The 17689-nt window shown below is 71.5% G+C and carries 13 protein-coding genes; 11 read left to right on the top strand and 2 right to left on the bottom strand.

The features are described from left to right. Positions 1-6: 6 nt before the first annotated feature. Positions 7-1758: a dolichyl-phosphate-mannose--protein mannosyltransferase gene (locus tag OG254_RS20530; RefSeq protein ID WP_405583735.1), complete on the bottom strand. Its 1752-nt coding sequence runs from the start codon at positions 1756-1758 to the stop codon at positions 7-9. Between the two features lie 62 nt (positions 1759-1820). Here OG254_RS20530 and rsmI point away from each other — a divergent pair, with 62 nt between their 5' ends. The 7 genes from rsmI (at position 1821) to OG254_RS20495 (ending at position 8884) form a co-directional block, all read left to right on the top strand. Further along, positions 1821-2669, top strand: coding sequence for a 16S rRNA (cytidine(1402)-2'-O)-methyltransferase (gene rsmI, locus OG254_RS20525; RefSeq protein ID WP_351194567.1), 849 nt, complete (start codon positions 1821-1823; stop codon positions 2667-2669). Between the two features lie 191 nt (positions 2670-2860). After that, entirely contained in the window at positions 2861-3283 is a 423-nt protein-coding gene (locus OG254_RS20520) for a hypothetical protein (RefSeq protein WP_405583733.1), read from the top strand. 47 nt (positions 3284-3330) lie between these two features. Then, positions 3331-4212 (top strand): TatD family hydrolase, encoded by an 882-nt coding sequence (locus OG254_RS20515; protein ID WP_405583731.1) that lies wholly within the window; start codon positions 3331-3333, stop codon positions 4210-4212. Between the two features lie 140 nt (positions 4213-4352). Beyond that, complete coding sequence (locus OG254_RS20510) at positions 4353-5750, top strand: ubiquitin-like domain-containing protein (RefSeq protein WP_405583729.1); 1398 nt, start codon at positions 4353-4355, stop codon at positions 5748-5750. 51 nt (positions 5751-5801) lie between these two features. Next, positions 5802-6677 carry a 16S rRNA (adenine(1518)-N(6)/adenine(1519)-N(6))-dimethyltransferase RsmA gene (rsmA, locus tag OG254_RS20505; protein ID WP_405583727.1) on the top strand — a complete coding sequence of 292 codons (876 nt, stop codon included), beginning with the start codon at positions 5802-5804 and terminating at the stop codon, positions 6675-6677. Further along, positions 6678-7595 (top strand): 4-(cytidine 5'-diphospho)-2-C-methyl-D-erythritol kinase, encoded by a 918-nt coding sequence (locus OG254_RS20500; protein ID WP_405583725.1) that lies wholly within the window; start codon positions 6678-6680, stop codon positions 7593-7595. A gap of 167 nt (positions 7596-7762) precedes the next feature. Then, positions 7763-8884, top strand: coding sequence for a peptidoglycan recognition family protein (locus OG254_RS20495; protein ID WP_405583723.1), 1122 nt, complete (start codon positions 7763-7765; stop codon positions 8882-8884). Positions 8885-8960: 76 nt separating this feature from the next. On the opposite strand, the gene OG254_RS20490 is transcribed toward OG254_RS20495, so the two are convergent. Then, positions 8961-10553, bottom strand: coding sequence for a S8 family peptidase (locus OG254_RS20490; protein WP_405583721.1), 1593 nt, complete (start codon positions 10551-10553; stop codon positions 8961-8963). Positions 10554-10755: 202 nt separating this feature from the next. Between OG254_RS20490 and OG254_RS20485 the strand changes: the two genes are divergently transcribed. The 4 genes from OG254_RS20485 to OG254_RS20470 all read left to right on the top strand — a co-directional run bounded on the left by OG254_RS20485 (position 10756) and on the right by OG254_RS20470 (position 17646). Beyond that, the gene (locus OG254_RS20485) at positions 10756-12564 is read left to right on the top strand and encodes an ABC-F family ATP-binding cassette domain-containing protein (RefSeq protein WP_405583719.1); all 1809 of its coding nucleotides are present in this window, start codon (positions 10756-10758) and stop codon (positions 12562-12564) included. A gap of 320 nt (positions 12565-12884) precedes the next feature. Then, entirely contained in the window at positions 12885-14732 is a 1848-nt protein-coding gene (locus OG254_RS20480) for a hypothetical protein (RefSeq protein WP_405583717.1), read from the top strand. Between the two features lie 83 nt (positions 14733-14815). Next, complete coding sequence (locus OG254_RS20475) at positions 14816-16630, top strand: PQQ-binding-like beta-propeller repeat protein (RefSeq protein WP_405583715.1); 1815 nt, start codon at positions 14816-14818, stop codon at positions 16628-16630. Between the two features lie 305 nt (positions 16631-16935). Beyond that, positions 16936-17646 carry a response regulator transcription factor gene (locus OG254_RS20470; protein WP_147999749.1) on the top strand — a complete coding sequence of 237 codons (711 nt, stop codon included), beginning with the start codon at positions 16936-16938 and terminating at the stop codon, positions 17644-17646. Positions 17647-17689: the final 43 nt, after the last annotated feature.

The following is a 17689-nucleotide window of genomic DNA, read 5'->3' as shown; positions in this document are numbered from 1 at the left end:
CCCCGGCTAGACCCACGTATCCAGCCACATCCGCGACCGCCAGTCGTCGATCGGAATCGCCGTCCCCGTATAGATCGGCCAGAAGTAGATGAAGTTCCAGGCGATCAGCAGCACCAGCACCCCCGCCCCCGTCGCCCCCGCCACCCGCCGGGTGTCGCTCGACCCCGGTGGGCCGATGATCGCGCCGAGGAGCATGGCCACGGCCAGGCAGAGGAAGGGGAGGAAGACGACGGCGTAGAAGAAGAAGATCGTGCGTTCCTGGTAGAGGAACCAGGGGAGGTAGCCGGCGGCGATACCGCAGGCGATGGCACCGGCGCGCCAGTCACGGCGGAAGAGCCAGCGCCACAGGATGTACAGGACCGCGAAGGCGGCCACCCACCACAGGAGCGGGGTGCCGAGGGCCAGGACCTCGCGGGCGCACTTCTCGCCGGCGTCGATGGGGCAGCCGTCCTTGCCGGGCTTGGGCGACTCGTAGAAGTACGACACCGGGCGGCCGGCGACGATCCAGCTCCACGGGTTGGACTGGTAGGTGTGCGGGGACGACAGGCCCACGTGGAACTCGTAGACCTGGTGCTCGTAGTGCCACAGGCTCAGCCACCAGTCGGGGAACAGCCACGACCAGCTGCTGCTGCGGCCGTTCGCGCTCGCCCAGTCGCGGTAGTAGCCGCCGCTGCCGTCGGTCGGGGAGAGGATCCAGCCCGTCCACGACACGAGGTACGTGACGACCGCCACCGGGACCGTCGAGAGGAACGCCAGGCCCACGTCGTGCTTGAGCACCGCCGTGTACGGGTGGTGGGCGCCGGCGACCCGGCGGGCGCCGACGTCCCAGAGCACCGTCAGCAGGCCGAACGCGACCAGGAAGTACAGGCCGTTCCACTTGGTGCCGATGGCCAGGCCCAGCATCAGGCCCGCCAACAGGCGGTAGGGGCGCCGGCCCAGGCTCAGGGTCTCGGCGATGTGCGCGTCGGGGCGGACCCGCCCGTCCGCGTCCACCGGCAGCGCCGCGGCGAGTTTCGCGCGCGCCCGGTCCCGGTCGACGACCAGGCAGCCGAACGCCGCCAGCACGAAGAACATCAGCACCCCGTCGAGCAGCGAGGTGCGCGCCATCACGAAGGCCAGCCCGTCGACCGCCATCAGCGTGCCCGCGAGACAGCCGAGGAACGTCGAGCGGAAGATACGGCGGCCGATGCGGCACAGCATCAGCACCGCGAGCGTGCCGAGCAGCGCCGTCATGAACCGCCAGCCGAACGGGTTGAACCCGAACATCAGCTCGCCGAGCCCGATGACGTACTTGCCGACCGGCGGATGCACCACGTACGCCGCGTCCGTCGGGATCTGGACCTGGTCGCCGACCTTGAGGATCAGGTCGTTGGCGTTCTTGTCCCAGTTGACCTCGAAGCCGCGGTGGACGAGCGCCCACGCGTCCTTCGCGTAGTACGTCTCGTCGAATATCACCCTCTTCGGGTTGCCCAGGTTCCAGAACCGCAGCACCCCGGCCAGCAGCGTCACCAGCAGCGGACCGCCCCAGGCCGACCAGCGCGCGATCCGCTCGGCGAGCGGCCGCGAGACGCCGAGGAACTGCCACATCCGCGGGCTGGGCTGGACATACGGCGGCACGAGCTGTTCGCGTACGTCGCTTCTGGGCGCCGCCGTATAGCCGAATCGGCGCAGGCGCTGCTGCCACGACGGCCGCTGCTCGTGCGGTGCCTGGCCCTGCCGGGTGTCCGTGGAGTCCATGGACGACGCTGTACTGGTCACCGCGCCATCGTAGGGAACACGTCTGTGACAGTCGCGTGGATGCGCCCTGCGAGGATGGAAACGTGACAGGAACCCTTGTTTTGGCAGGCACTCCGATCGGCGACGTCAAGGACGCCCCGCCCCGGCTCGTCGAGGAACTGGCCGGCGCGGAGGTGATCGCCGCCGAGGACACCCGGCGGCTCAAGCGCCTGACCCAGGCGCTGGGCGTGCAGCCGGCCGGGCGGGTCGTGTCGTACTTCGAGGGCAACGAGGCGGCCCGTACGCCGGAGCTGGTCGAGGCGCTCCTCGCGGGCTCGCGGGTGCTGCTGGTGACCGACGCGGGCATGCCGTCCGTGTCCGACCCCGGGTACCGGCTGGTCGCGGCGGCCGTCGAGAAGGACATCCGGGTCACCGCCGTGCCCGGGCCGTCCGCCGTGCTCACCGCGCTCGCGCTGTCCGGGCTGCCCGTCGACCGGTTCTGCTTCGAGGGCTTCCTGCCGCGCAAGGCCGGGGAGCGGCTGTCGCGGCTGCGGGAGGTGGCCGGGGAGCGCCGCACGCTCGTCTACTTCGAGGCACCGCACCGGCTCGACGACACGCTCGCCGCGATGGCCGAGGTGTTCGGCGCCGAGCGGCGGGCCGCCGTGTGCCGGGAGCTGACGAAGACGTACGAGGAGGTCAGGCGCGGCGCTCTGGCGGAGCTGGCGGCGTGGGCCGCCGAGGGGGTGCGCGGGGAGATCACCGTCGTCGTCGAGGGGGCGCCCGAGAAGGGGGCCGAGGAGCTCGACGCCGGGGAACTCGTGCGCAGGGTTCGCGTCCGCGAAGAGGCGGGGGAGCGGCGCAAGGAGGCCATCGCGGCTGTGGCGACAGAGGCAGGAGTGCCCAAGCGGGAGGTCTTCGACGCCGTTGTGGCGGCCAAGAACGCGGGGGCGTGAAACGCCGGGTGAGCAGGGCGTATATCGCATGAGCGTGCGCCCCATGCCGGGGTAAAGGGACCCGGGCCTTTCGGCAAGGAACGTCCAAGTCGGCGCCAACACTGGACAGATCCCGTGCGTTCACTCCTGCGGAGGAGTCCACTGGGTTGTGGGACGCGACCCGTCCCACCCAGCGGACCACAGGAGCTGGCATGAGTGAGATCGCACAGCAGACCTCGGGCCTTCGCAGCGCCGCGACCGCCGTCGTCCACGAGTCGTATTCGTTCGCCTGCATGCGCTGCGGGCACGGCTGGGAGCAGTCGTACGAGATAGAGCACCACATAGACGGCGACGGCCGTGAGTTCGTGATGTACGTGGCGAACGGCCAGGTCGTACCGTCCCCGCTCAGCCGTCCCGCGTGCCAGAACTGCGACGGGCACATCGTACGGATCATGCGCGCCGGGCAGGTGTCCTCCGTGCAGAACTCCCTGCACCGCCCCGCCCCGCTCCCCACCCGGCCGAAGGCGGGGCCCGAGACGCAGGCCGAGCCGGACGCGCAGTCCGCGCCCGCCGAGCCGCACCACCACTGGCATCTGTCCGATCTCCTGCACGTCTTCCACCGCAAGGCGAGCTGAGCCGAGCGGCCGTCCGGCCGGGCATGCCCCTTTCGTAGGATCGGGGCATGCCTTCGAACGCCGCCGACAAGCACGCAGCCCCGCCCCTCCCGGAACCGCTCCGGGTGCCGGTCGCCGACTCGCACACCCATCTCGACATGCAGTCGGGCACCGTGGAGGAGGGGCTGGCCAAGGCGGCCTCGGTGGGCGTGACGACGGTCGTGCAGGTGGGCTGCGACGTACGCGGCTCGCGGTGGGCGGCCGAGACGGCGGCGCAGTACGACGCCGTGCACGCGACCGTCGCCCTGCACCCGAACGAGGCGCCGCGCATCGTGCACGGCGACCCCGACGGCTGGTCCCGGCAGGGAGCGCGTGAGCCGGGTGGTACGCGGGCGCTCGACGAGGCGCTCGCGGAGATCGACCGGCTGGCCGCACTCCCGCAGGTCAAGGGCGTCGGCGAGACCGGCCTCGACTACTTCCGCACCGGGCCCGAGGGCAAGGAGGCGCAGGAGGCGTCGTTCCGCGCCCACATCGAGATCGCCAAGCGGCACGGCAAGGCCCTCGTCATCCACGACCGCGACGCCCACGCGGATGTGCTGCGGGTGCTGAAGGAGGAGGGCGCGCCCGAGCGGACCGTCTTCCACTGCTACTCCGGCGACGCGGAGATGGCGCAAGTGTGCGCCCGCGCCGGATACTTCATGTCCTTCGCCGGCAACGTCACCTTCAAGAACGCCCAGAATCTGCGGGACTCGGTGGCCGTGGCCCCGCTGGAGCTGCTCCTGGTGGAGACGGACGCGCCCTTCCTCACGCCGGCGCCGTACCGCGGACGGCCCAACGCTCCGTATCTCATTCCGATCACGGTGCGCGCCATGGCGGCCGTACGGGGCATCGGCGAGGACGCGCTGGCGGCGGCCCTCGGGACGAACACGGCACACGCCTTCGGTTACTGACGGATAACGCCGGGCGACGCTCGCACGTCTTTACGCCGAGTGGCTCACCACTGTGTGTAGTCGCGTCGCTTTGGCGAGTGACGACCCCTCCGCTAGGTTCTGGGGGCCCGAAACGGACCCCTCCGGTGGAGCGTGTCGTCGTGAGCAACGCGCAGTTCGAGACGTACGGCCCGAGCCTGACCCATGAGCCCCCGGGGTACGGCGACTTCGACCCGCACAGCGCGCAGACGCTGGGGTACGGGGTGTCGGGGCCCTACGCGACGCCTACGGACAGTTACGGATCCGGATACGAGAGGCACGCCTCGTACGAGTCGTACGCCTCCTACGAGGACACCTACCGGCCCGCGTACGAGATCTCCGATACGGCGCACGCTCCCGTCGTGCGCCCCAGGAGTGGCCGGCGGGCCGCGCACCGGCGCAGGGCGCGGGCGGCCGAGCGGGGTGACGGGACCATGCGCCGACTGGTCCCGCAGGCGCTGGTCGTAGCGTTCCTCGCGGGCGGAACGAGCGCCTTCGTCGCCAAGGACAAGGCGGTCGAGCTGAGCCTCGACGGCGGCAAGCCGCGCAGCCTGCACACCTTCGCCGACGACGTCAGCGAACTGCTCACCGAGGAGGGCGTCGACGTGGGGGCGCACGATGTCGTCGCGCCCGCTTCCGGCGAGGGGCTCTCCAACGGTGACGAGGTCGCGGTGCACTACGGGCGCCCTGTGCGGCTCACCCTCGACGGCCAGCGGCGCGAGGTGTGGACGACGGCGCGCACGGTGGAGGCGGCGCTCAGTCAGCTCGGGGTGCGTGCGGAGGGCGCGTATCTGTCGACGTCGCGCTCCCGGCGGATCGGGCGTGAGGGGCTCGCGCTGGATGTGCGCACCGAGCGGGCGGTGACGGTGATGGCGGACGGCCGCGCGCGCACGATCAGGACGAACGCCGCGAGCGTGAGCGAGGTCGTGGAGCAGGCCGGGATCACCCTGCGCGGGCAGGACACCACCTCGGTCCCGCTGGAGAGCTTCCCGCGCGACGGGCAGACGGTCACCGTGCTGCGGATCACCGGCCGCAAGGAGATCCGGGACGAGGCGATTCCCTACGCGGTGGAGCGGATCGACGATCCCTCGGTCTTCAAGGGCACGGAGGTCGTCGAGCGGCCCGGCCAGGCGGGGCTTCGGCGGATGACGTACACGCTGCGCACGGTCAACGGCGTCCGGCAGAAGCCGCGCCGGATCAGGACCGAGGTGGTGCGCGAGCCGCAGACGCAGGTGGTGAAGGTGGGCACGAAGGCCCTGCCGACGTCCGTCAGCGGTGCCGGCCAGCTGAACTGGGAGGGGCTGGCGGCGTGCGAGTCCGGCGGCCAGGCGAACGCGGTGGACTCGTCGGGGACGTACGGCGGGCTGTACCAGTTCGACACCCAGACCTGGCACGGCCTCGGCGGGAAGGGGCGGCCGCAGGAGGCGTCGGCGGAGGAACAGACGATGCGCGCGAAGAAGCTGTATGTGCGCCAGGGGGCGAGTCCCTGGCCGCACTGCGGGGCGCGCCTGCACGGGTGAGCGCCGCTCCGCGCGGCGGGCCGGGTCTGCGGCGACCCGTACCCTTGTCGGGTGAGCAGCCCCACCTCCGACGCCCTTCTGGGCCCCGCCGACGTCCGTGAGCTGGCGAGCGCCCTCGGCGTGCGCCCCACCAAGCAGCGTGGCCAGAACTTCGTGATCGACGCCAACACCGTCCGCCGTATCGTCCGCACCGCGGAGGTACGCCCCGACGACGTGGTCGTCGAGGTCGGCCCGGGACTGGGCTCCCTCACCCTCGGCCTGCTGGAGGTGGCCGACCGCGTCATCGCCGTGGAGATCGACGACGTCCTGGCCGCCGCGCTGCCCGCGACCATCGCGGCCCGTATGCCGCAGCGCGCCGACCGTTTCGCGCTGGTGCACACCGACGCGATGCACGTCGCCGAGCTGCCCGGCCCGCCGCCGACCGCGCTGGTCGCGAACCTCCCCTACAACGTGGCCGTGCCGGTCCTGCTCCACATGCTCGAAACCTTCCCGAGCATCGAACGCACCCTCGTCATGGTCCAGTCGGAGGTGGCCGACCGCCTCGCCGCCCCGCCCGGCTCGAAGGTCTACGGCGTCCCGTCGGTGAAGGCCAACTGGTACGCCGAGGTCAAGCGGGCCGGCGCCATCGGCCGCAACGTCTTCTGGCCCGCGCCGAACGTCGACAGCGGCCTGGTGTCCCTGACCCGCCGCACCGAGCCGCTGAAGACCACCGCCTCCCGGCGCGAGGTCTTCGCCGTCATCGACGCCGCCTTCGCCCAGCGCCGCAAGACGCTGCGCGCCGCCCTCGCCGGCTGGGCCGGTTCGGCCGCCGCCGCCGAGGCCGCCCTGGTCGCGGCCGGCGTCTCCCCCCAGGCACGCGGAGAGGCCCTGACGGTCGAGGAGTTCGCGGCCATCGCCGAGAACAAGCAGCACAAGGAGTCCGAGTAAGTGAGCGCGAGCGTCACCGTACGTGTCCCGGCCAAGGTCAACGTCCAGCTCGCGGTCGGCGCCGCCCGTCCGGACGGGTTCCATGACCTGGCGAACGTCTTCCTCGCCGTCGGCCTGTACGACGAGGTCACCGTGACCCCCTCGCCCGACGGCCTGCGGGTCACCTGCGCCGGCACCGACGCCGACCAGGTCCCCCTGGACCGTACGAACCTCGCCGCCCGCGCGGCCGAGGCGCTGGCCGCGCGGTACGGCCTCGCCCCCGACGTGCACCTGCACATCGCCAAGGACATCCCGGTCGCCGGCGGCATGGCGGGCGGCAGCGCGGACGGCGCGGGCGCGCTGCTGGCCTGCGACGCGTTGTGGGGCACGAACGCCTCCCGCGAGGAACTCCTCGACATCTGCGCCGAGTTGGGCAGCGACGTGCCGTTCAGCCTGGTCGGCGGCGCGGCCCTGGGCACCGGGCGGGGCGAGAAGCTGCGCCCGCTCGACGTGGGCGGCACCTTCCCGTGGGTGTTCGCGATGGCCGAGCGCGGGCTGTCGACGCCCGCCGTCTTCCGTGAGTTCGACCGGCTCGGCGAGGGCACCGACATCCCCGAGCCCGTCGCCTCCCAGCCGCTGCTGGACGCCCTCGCCAAGGGCGACCCGGACGCGCTCGCCGCCGCCGTCTCCAACGACCTCCAGCCCGCCGCCCTCTCTCTGTTCCCGGAGCTCGCCGACACCCTCGCCGCCGGTCTCGCGGCGGGCGCGCTGACGGCGCTGGTCTCCGGCTCGGGTCCGACCACGGCGTTCCTCGCCCGCGACCCGGAGTCGGCCGTGAAGGTGGCCGACACCCTGCGGACGTCCGGCACTTGCCGCGCGGTGCGCACGGCGTCCGGGCCCGCGCAGGGCGCCACGGTCGTGCGGTCCGCCTCAGCCTGACGCTGTACTCGCTAGTAGGCGTTCTTCGCCCGATCTCCACACGGATGTACTGCGATCGCAGTACACACGGGGCAGTTGAGGCGGTTAGGGTCGCTTGACTTTTCAACTGTCGGGCCACGTGTGGGCCCGGCCTACCGTCAAGTGCACTTCTGGAAGGGGACACTCCTGTGTCCGAATCCCCCACACCCGCCCAGCAGTCCCACCGTAGAAAGCGCTCCCTGTCCCGTCGCGGCATGATCGCCTCGGGCGGGGCGGTGGCCGCCGGAGCCGCCCTCACGCCGATGGTGTTCGCCGCCACCGACTCCGACGAGCCGGACAACTCCGCCTCCGCATCCGGCGATTCGGGTACGACGCCCGAGAAGTTCCCGGCCACCCGCACCGAGGCCGCCACCGGCACCGGCGAGGCCACCACCGCCTTCGCCGCCTCCTATGTCGGGGTGCGCTGGTCCGGCGCGAAGGACGGCGCCGCCATCCGGCTCGGACACGGCGACTGGCAGACCCTGACGAGCGGTTGCACGGCCGTCGAGGACGGCGGATCGGCCCTGGTCGCGGCCGGCAACGCCACCGCGTACGAGGTGAAGGCCCCGAGCGACATCGACGGTGTGCGCTCCCTGGCGATCGACACCACCGACGGCCCGGACCGCACCTACCGCGTGCCGAGCGAGCCCACGCGCGTGCGCGGCGTCCGCTACCTGTCCCGCCCGGCGTGGGGCGCCGACGAGTCCAAGCGGTTCAAGCCGGACGGCACGATCAACTCGCCGGAGACGTATTACCCGTTGCAGGTCATCACGGTCCACCACACCGCGACGCCGAACAACGATCCCGACCCGGCCGCGACGGTGCGCGCGATGTACGAGATGCACGCGATCACCAATGACTGGGGCGACATCGGCTACCACTTCCTCATCGACGAGGCGGGCAACGTCTACGAGGGCCGCTACTCCGGCGACGACGGCATCCCGGCCTTCAATCCGGCCGGCGACCTCGTCACCGCCTTCCACTCCGTCGGCTACAACTCCGGCGCCCTCGGCATCGCCCTGATCGGCAACCTCGACCAGCAGGCCCCCACGGACGCGGCGAAGGCCTCCCTGGTCCGGCTGATCAAGGTCATATCCCGGTTCAAGGGCCTCGACCCCGAGGCGCGGGTGACGTACACCAACCCGGTGAACGGCACCAAGAAGGACACCAACACGGTCGGCGGGCACCGCGACTACTTCGACACCGAGTGCCCCGGCCAGGTCATGTACGACCTCCTGGCCGAGGTCCGCGCGGCGGCCGCCCGGCGCTGACGCCGCGCACGCCGATGCGCCCCGGGGACGGCAGGGGATCCCCGGGGCGCTCGCGTGTCTCAGACCCTCATGTCGCTCAGAAGGTCAGCTTCCAGCTGTTGATGTAGCCGGTGTCCGCGCTGTAGACGTCCTGGACCTTCAGCTGCCAGGTGCCGTTGACGGTTGTCTCGCTGGAAGCGTCCACCGTGTACGTCGCGTCGACGTTGTCCGTGGAGTCGGAGGAACTGCTGCTCTTGAGGCGGTACGTCGAGCCGTCCGGCGCGACCAGGTCGATCACCAGGTCGCCGCGGTAGGTATGGACGATGTTGACGTACACCGAGAGGTCGCTGGGCGCGCTGCCGGTGAGGCCGCTGACGGCGACCGGCGAGTAGACGGCCGACCCGGCGTCGGGAATCGAGACATCGGTCGTCGACTCGAAGGCGGTGTCGCCGCCGCCGTCCCCGTCACCGGCCGGGGTGACCTGGAGCAGCAGGTTGGGACTGCCGGTGCCGACACCGGTGAGCGTGCCGGAGGAGGCCGCCGAGGTCAGGGCCGAGGCGACCGCGGAGGGCGAGGCGCCCGGGTTCTCGCCGAGGTGGACGGCCGCCGCACCGGCGACGTGCGGGGACGCCATCGACGTACCGGAGTAGGTCGCGGTGCCCGAGTCGGAGGCGTTGGACGCCGACGTGATGCTGGATCCCGGCGCGAACAGGTCCAGTACGGAGCCGTAGTTGGAGAACGAGGAGCGGGCGTCGGCGCTGGTCGAGGCGCCCACGGTGAGCGCCGCCGAGACGCGGGCCGGAGAGTTGGTGGAGGCGTTGGTGTTGTCGTTGCCGGCCGCGACCGCGTAGGTGATGCCGGCCGCGATGGAGTTCTCGACCGCCTCGTCGAGCACCGAGTCGGCGTCGCCGCCCAGCGACATGTTGGCGACCGCCGGGAACTGCGCGTTCTCGGTCACCCAGTCGATGCCCGCGACCACGCCGTCGGTCGTGCCGGAGCCGTCGTCGTCGAGGACGCGCACGGCGACGACGTCCGCGTTCTTGGCGACGCCGTACGTCGATCCCGCGACCGTACCGGCCACGTGCGTGCCGTGGCCGTTGCCGTCCTGCGCGGTGGAGTCGCCGTCGACCGCGTCGTAGCCGTAGGAGGCCCGGCCGCCGAACTGGCTGTGGGTGATGCGGACTCCGGTGTCGATGATGTACGCCGTCACGCCGCTGCCGGCGCTGTCCGGGTAGGTGTACGACGAGTCCAGCGGCAGATCCGCCTGGTCGATGCGGTCCAGGCCCCAGGTCGGGCCGGTCTGGGTGGCCTCGACGTGGACCGTCTTGTTCTGGACGACCCGCTCGACGGCCGGGTCGGCGGCGAGCCGCTTGGCCTCGGTCTCGCTCATCTCGGTGGCGTAGCCGTTGAGGGCCTTCTTGTAGGTGCGCTCGACCTCGGCGCCGTAGCGGGTGGCGAGCGCCCTGCCCTTGGTGGAGGCGGCGCGGAATCCGGCGTTGTCCTTGAGGACGACGATGTAGCTGTCCTTGATGGCGCCGGGGGCGTCGGCGCCCTGGACGACGCCCTCGGCGGGGGCCGCGGCGACGGCGGGGGCGGCCGCGGCGCCGCCCAGCAGGAGGGCGGCGGCGAGAGCGGTCAGGGCGCCGCGTCTGCGGCGGGGCGTGGGGGAGTGCTGCACGAACGACGACATGGGGGTGGGACCCCTTCTCGGGAGACGTGCACGGACGGGGCGGTGGGGGGTGGCCTGTCCTGTGCGCATACGGTGACGCTTTTGAAGAGTTCACGTCAATGAGGGGAATCCCTACGTCCGGGTAGGGCCTGGACTTGGGTGCGGGGCTGTCGGTGCGCGCGACTACCCTGGAGGGTCGATCGTCCCCCTGGGCAGGAGAGAAATGGCCGTCAACCTGGTCAATGTCGAGAACGTCAGCAAGGTGTACGGCACCCGTGCCCTGCTCGACGGTGTGTCGCTCGGCGTCTCCGAGGGCGACCGCATCGGCGTCGTCGGGCGCAACGGCGACGGGAAGACGACCCTGATCCGGATGCTGGCCAAGGCGGAGGAGGCCGACACGGGCCGGGTCACGCACTCCGGCGGGCTGCGGCTCGGCGTGCTCACCCAGCACGACTCGCTCGACTCCGAGGCCACCGTCCGGCACGAGGTCATCCGGGACATGGCCGACCACGAGTGGGCCGGCAACGCCAAGATCCGGGACGTGCTCACGGGACTCTTCGGCGGCCTCGACCTGCCCGGCTTCCCGCAGGGCCTCGACACCGTCATCGGCCCGCTCTCCGGCGGCGAGCGGCGCCGGATCGCGCTCGCCAAGCTGCTCATCGAGGAACAGGACCTGATCGTCCTCGACGAGCCCACCAACCACCTCGACGTCGAGGGCATCTCCTGGCTCGCCCAGCACCTGCGGGAGCGGCGCTCGGCGCTCGTGTGCGTCACCCACGACCGCTGGTTCCTCGACCAGGTCTGCACCCGCATGTGGGATGTCCAGCGCGGCGCCGTCCACGAGTACGAGGGCGGCTATTCCGACTACGTCTTCGCCCGCGCCGAGCGCGAGCGCATCGCCGCCACCGAGGAGGTCAAGCGGCAGAACCTGGTCCGCAAGGAGCTGGCCTGGCTGCGGCGCGGCGCGCCCGCGCGGACGTCCAAGCCGCGCTTCAGGGTCGAGGCCGCCAACGAGCTGATCGCGGACGTGCCGCCGCCCCGGGACACCAGTGAGCTGATGAAGTTCGCCTCGTCCCGGCTCGGCAAGACGGTGTTCGACCTGGAGGACGTCACCGTCCAGGCGGGCCCCAAGGTGCTGCTCAAGCATGTGACCTGGCAGCTCGGGCCGGGCGACCGGATCGGTCTCGTCGGTGTCAACGGGGCGGGCAAGACCTCGCTCCTGCGCGCGATGGCGCAGGCCGCGCGGACCGAGGGCGAGGAGCAGCCGGCCGGCGGGCGGATCGCGGTCGGAAGAACCGTCAAACTCGCCTATCTGTCCCAGGAAGTCGCCGAGCTGAACCCCGCCCTGCGTGTCCTGGAAGCCGTGTCGCAGGTGCGCGAGCGCGTCGACCTGGGCAAGGGCCGGGAGATGACCGCCGGGCAGCTGTGCGAGACGTTCGGCTTCAGCAAGGAGAAGCAGTGGACGCCGGTCGGCGACCTGTCCGGTGGTGAGCGCCGCAGGCTCCAACTCCTGCGCCTGCTCATGGACGAGCCCAACGTCCTCTTCCTCGACGAGCCCACCAACGACCTCGACATCGAGACCCTCACCCAGCTGGAGGACCTCCTCGACGGCTGGCCGGGTTCGATGATCGTCATCTCCCACGACCGGTTCTTCGTCGAGCGCACCACGGACCGCGTGTTCGCCCTGCTCGGCGACGCCACCTTGCGGATGCTGCCGCGCGGTATCGACGAGTACCTGGAGCGCCGCCACCGCATGGAGGCCCAGGTCGCCGCCGCGGCCTCCACCCCGGCCGCCGAGAAGGCCGTACCGGAGCGGAGCGCGGCCGATCTGCGCGCCGCCAAGAAGGAGTTGCAGAAGATCGAGCGGCAGCTCGACAAGCTCTCCGAGCGGGAGACCAAGCTGCACGCGCAGATCGCCGAGCACGCCACCGACTTCGCGAAGGTCGCCGAACTCGACGCGGAGCTGCGCGATCTGGCCGGTCAGCGCGACGAGTTGGAGCTGCACTGGCTTGAACTCGCCGAGGACGCGTAGGGCTCCGCCGGGGGAGGGGCGCGACTACGGAAGTGCCGGGCTCGTGTTGGCTGTCGGGTGCGGCGCCGTGGTGGCTGGTCGCGCAGTTCCCCGCGCCCCTTGCGGGCGTCTCCTTGCGCCGTGTGAAGGGGGCGTGAAGGCGCATAACGGCGGCATCACAGGGCGGTTCTCCCTTGGGAACAGGGGAGGAGACGGCTCGGTGCGCTGTCGGTGGCGGGTGATAGAAAGGTCCGCCTGAGAACAGTCTGAGAAAAGCTGGTGTGGCAAGAACGCGACGGCACCGAACGTGGCACCACACCGGTCTCAAGGGGGAACCGCTCATGAGCCAGCCGCCCAACCAACCGCCGCAGGGCGGCTTCGGCGCACCGCAGGACCCACGGCAGGGCGGCTTCGGGGCACAACCCCCGCAGCAGGGCCAGCCGCCGCAGGGTGCGCCGCAGCCTCCGCCCCCGCCGCAGGGCGCCCCCCAGACACCCCCGCCGCCGCAGGGCCCGCCGCAGACGCCGCCGCCCCCGCAGGCCCCGCCGTCCGGCGCGCCGCAGCCCGGCTACGGCTACCCGCAGCAGCCGGGCCAGCCCGCCCAGCCGGGCCCGTACCAGTCCGGCCCGTACGCCCAGCCCCCGCAGCAGCCGGGGCCGTACGGCTATCCGCAGCAGCCCGACCCCTACGGCCAGCAGCCCGCCCCGGGTTACGGCTACCCGCCCCAGCCGCAGTACCCGGGCGCCCCCGGCACACCGCCCGGCGGCTCGCGCAACCCCTTCAAGGGCAAGCCCGCCCTCGCCATCGGTGCCGCCGTCGCGGCGCTGCTCGTCATCGGCGGCACCGTGTACGCGGTGACCAGCGGCGACGACAAGAAGGACGAGCCCGTCGCCCAGCAGACCGACGACCCCAAGGGCTCCGACTCCCCGACCGACTCCGGCGACAGCGGCGAGGGCGGCGACGACCCGGAGAACCTCAACGACGGCCGCCAGGCGGGCGAGTCGAAGGTGCTCTGGTACAAGCCGGCACCCGACGCGCCCAAGTCCGGCGCCGACGCGCCCGGCATGTGGATCACCGAGAAGACCGCGGTGAAGGCGGCCTACAAGCAGCTCTTCGGCTTCAAGGTGGCCGACGGCGAGGACGCCTGGGACCCGATCGCCTTCCCGGAGAAGATCTGTGCGGTCACCCCGCAGAAGTCCACCAGCGACAAGATCGTCGTCGCGTACATGAGCGGCAGCAGCGACCGCGCCAAGTGCAACCAGCTCCAGCAGGTCGACCTCAACACCGGCGACAAGGGCTGGAAGGGCAGCGTCGCCGACGGCCAGCTCTTCGACAGCACCCTCGACGTCGAACTGTCCATCACCGGCAAGACGCTGCTGGTGGGCCGCTCGCAGTCGGGCACCGCGTACGACGTCGACAGCGGCACGAAGATGTGGGACAAGACGCGGTTCGGCGACAAGTGCTTCCCCGACGCGTTCGCGGGCGGCGACAAGATCATCGCCGTCGCGTCCTGCGCCGCCTCCAGCAGCGACGAGCACGACGAGGTGCAGGAGCTCGACCCGGCGACCGGCAAGGCGAAGTGGACCATGCGCTTCGACAAGGGCTGGCGGGTCGCGCGCGTCTTCTCCCTCGACCCGCTGGTCGTCTACGGCACCAACGAGGACAAGAAGGCGTGGAACATCTCCACGTTCGACTCGGCCGGCAAGATCCGCTCGCAGGTCGATGCCGACCTCGACATCGGCGCCGAGTGCGGCTGGGCCATCCTCCAGCGTGACCTTCAGGGCTGCTCCGGTGTCGTCGCCGACGCCGACACGCTCTACATGCCGACCAAGGCGACCGCCCGGGCCAACGAGATCGTCGCGATCGACCTCGGCAACGGCAAGGAGAAGTGGCGCGTGAAGTCCCCGGCCGAGGAGACGATGCTGCCGATCAAGGTCGAGGACGGCAAGCTCATCGCCTACGTCCAGGCGTCGTACGACGCGGGCGGCCAGGTCGTGTCGATCCCGGTCACCGGCAGCAGCCACCAGCCGGCGAAGGTGCTCCAGAACCCGGCGAGCGCCGCGGACATCGAGAACGGCTTCTTCTCCAAGGCCTACGACTGGGCCGACGGCCGCTTCTACCTCTCCAGCACCCGGCTGAGCGGCCAGGACGAAGCCAAGGAGAAGCTGATGCTCGCCTTCGGCAAGTGAGGCGTGCGCCCCTTCCGCCCCTCGCCGTCGTCCCGCTCGTGTCCGCCGCGCCCGTCGTCCCCCTCCCCTGAGGTACCCACGCCATGACCCAGCCGCCGCCTCCGCCGCCCAACCAGCCCCCGCAGGGCGGGGGCTTCGGCCCGCCCCAGCCGCCGCAGCAGCCACCAGCGCAGCCGCCGGCCGCCGGCCAACCGCAACCCGGGTACGGCTACCCCCAGGCCCCCCAGGCCCCGCAGAACCCGCAGCCCCCGCAGGCCCCTCCGGGAGCCCCCCAGCCGCCCACTCCGCCCGGCTACGGCTACCCCGCCCAGCAGCCCGCTCAGTACGGCCAGCCGCAGAACCCCTACGGCCAGCCCCAGAACCCGTACACGCAGCCGCCCGGCTACGGCTACCAGCAGCCGACCGTGCCGGTGCACCCCCAGCCGGGACAGCCCGCAGGCGGGGGGCGGTCCAGCTCGCAGCTGGCCGTCATCGTGGCGGCGTCCATCGTGGTGATCGCCCTGATCATCGGCGGTGGCGTCTGGTACGCGAAGTCCGGTGACAAGGGCGGCAAGGACGACACCGCCAGCTCCAGCGGCGGCACCGGCGGCGGGGGCGACGACGCGGGAGGCGGCGGTTTCGACGCCCCCGACGGCACGGAGAAGGTGCCCGGCAACACCGGCGCCCAGGTCCTCTTCCAGGTGCCGTCGCCGGATGTCGACGACGACACCAGCATCGTCGTGTCCGGCTCCTGGCTGACCGACAAGGCGTACGTCAAGAGCGGCGTCGCGGAGATCGTCGGCTACGACCCCGACAAGGGCTCCAAGCTGTGGTCGGTCAAGCTGCCCGGCCCGGTCTGCCAGGCCGCCAAGCACATCAACGAAGACGGCATCACGGCCGTCGCCTTCGAGCCCGCGATGCCGACCAAGGACAAGCCCTCGCACGGCTGCACCCAGGTCGCCGCGATCGACCTCGACGCCGGCAAGAAGCTCTGGACGAAGACCGCCCAGAACGAGGACGGCGTGATCCGCTACGACAACATCACCGTCAGCGGGGGCACGGTCGCGGCCGGCGGCACCAGTGGCGGCGCCGCCTTCGACATCGAGTCCGGCAAACCGCTGTGGGTCCCGAAGGCCAACGACAACTGCTACGACCTCGGATACGCGGGCGGCCCCAAGATGGTCGCGGTCCGCAAGTGCGGCTCCTACGACCAGCCCCAGCTGAACATCCAGACCATCGACCCGAAGACCGGGAAGGTGATCTCCGAGTACAAGATGGCCGAGGGCGTCGAGTACGCCAGCGTGATCTCCACCGACCCCCTGGTCGTGGCCGCCGAGGCCGGGCAGTCCGAGGACGCCATCGGCATCACGGACGCCTTCTCGATCGACAACAAGACGGGCAAGCTGCGCATCCGCATCTCCGTGCCGGGCGATCAGTACGGGGCCCGCTGCTCCGGCGTCACCACGATCGAGGCGTGCACGGGCGTCGTGGTGGGCAACGACCGGCTCTACGTGGAGACCGAGCAGCACTCCGGCGGCGGCGAGTACGGCCAGACCAACGAGATCGTCGCCTTCGACCTGGCCACCGGCAAGCAGACCGGTCAGCGCGCGGATGCCGGCGACCGGTACACGATCACCCCGCTGCGCATGGACGGCGGCAACGTGATCGCCTACAAGCGTCCCCCGTACGACAAGGGCGGGCAGATCGTCAGCATCGACGGCGGCAGCTTCAAGGAGACGAAGCTGCTGGAGAACCCGTCCACGCGCGCGGTGCGGGACGTGGAGATGCGGATGTCGCCGGAGTACTCCGAGATCCTCTACGCGCAGGGGCGGCTGTACATGTCCGCGAAGTTCGCCAGCGAGCTGGGGAGTTCGGACACCCGCAAGTCCCATGTGATCGGGTTCGGCGCGACCGGCTGACGGTCGCCGCCTCCGGTCGCGCACACGGCCCCGCCCCTGCTCAGGGGCGGGGCCGTCCGCGTACTGCCTCATCGCCCTCGAATGCACGGAAAGCCAGAAAATCCGCCGTTCCGGGGCACTTCTCGCCGGTAGGGGGAGCGCAACGTCGAACAAGCGTGTAGCTTCCGGGGGCATGAAGGGCGGGGGAGCCGGGAGGGGGCTTCTGTCCGCGCGTACCAGTGGGCATCCATAGTGGGGCGTCCGGACCGGCACGACCGGTCCTGGGTATTGATGGGGATCCATTGGGGGGACTGGGGGGTTGCTCGATGGGAGTTCGGCTCATGGTGGTCGACGACCACCGATTGCTCGCCGAGGCGCTGGCCTCGGCACTGAAGCTCAGGGGGCACCGGGTGCTGGCCGCGGCGGCGCCCGCCGCGGGGGCGGCGGAGCTGGTGATCACGCGGGCGCCCGAGGTGTGCCTGCTGGGGACGGCGACGCCCGCGGAGCCGGGGATGTTCGACCCGGTGGTGAAGATCAAGAGGGAGCGCCCGCAGGTGGCGGTGCTCGTCCTCGGCCCCGTGCCGAGCCCGCGCGGCATAGCGGCGGCGTTCGCGGCGGGGGCCTCCGGCTATGTCCGGCACGACGAACGCATAGAGGGCGTGGAGCGGGCGATCATGAAGGCGCGGGCGGGCGAGGCGGCGGTGGCGCCACAACTGCTCCAGGGCGCGTTCAGCGAGTTGCTCAACCCCGCCGCCCAACCGGACGACGAGGGCCAGCGCCTGCTCCAGATGCTGACCCCCCGGGAGGTAGAGGTCCTGGTCCGGGTGGCCGACGGTGAGGACACCCGCCTGATCGCCGCCGGCATGGGCATCGCCCCCTCCACGGCCCGCACCCACGTCCAGCGAGTCCTGATGAAACTGGGCGTCGGCTCCCGCCTGGAGGCAGCGGCACTGGCAGCACGCACGGGCTTGCTGGACCGCGCGGGACCGGTGCCGCAGTCGTCGTCGGCGGAGGGTGGGGTGGCGGGGCCCGGGTAGGGGGCCACGCCAAATTCAGCCCGTCCGGTGGGGGCGAGACACC

The organism is Streptomyces sp. NBC_01092 (assembly GCF_045039535.1).
Lineage (GTDB): Bacteria > Actinomycetota > Actinomycetes > Streptomycetales > Streptomycetaceae > Streptomyces.
This window is presented reverse-complemented; position numbering and strand designations above follow the sequence as displayed.

Bases quoted from the DNA above. Each gene is read 5' to 3' on its own strand.
- OG254_RS20485 (WP_405583719.1), top strand. From the start codon at position 10,756: ATGGCCGTCAACCTGGTCAATGTCGAGAACGTCAGCAAGGTGTACGGC.
- OG254_RS20490 (WP_405583721.1), bottom strand. From the start codon at position 10,553: ATGTCGTCGTTCGTGCAGCACTCCCCCACGCCCCGCCGCAGACGCGGC.
- OG254_RS20475 (WP_405583715.1), top strand. From the start codon at position 14,816: ATGACCCAGCCGCCGCCTCCGCCGCCCAACCAGCCCCCGCAGGGCGGG.
- OG254_RS20515 (WP_405583731.1), top strand. From the start codon at position 3,331: ATGCCTTCGAACGCCGCCGACAAGCACGCAGCCCCGCCCCTCCCGGAA.
- OG254_RS20520 (WP_405583733.1), top strand. From the start codon at position 2,861: ATGAGTGAGATCGCACAGCAGACCTCGGGCCTTCGCAGCGCCGCGACC.
- OG254_RS20470 (WP_147999749.1), top strand. From the start codon at position 16,936: ATGGGAGTTCGGCTCATGGTGGTCGACGACCACCGATTGCTCGCCGAG.
- OG254_RS20480 (WP_405583717.1), top strand. From the start codon at position 12,885: ATGAGCCAGCCGCCCAACCAACCGCCGCAGGGCGGCTTCGGCGCACCG.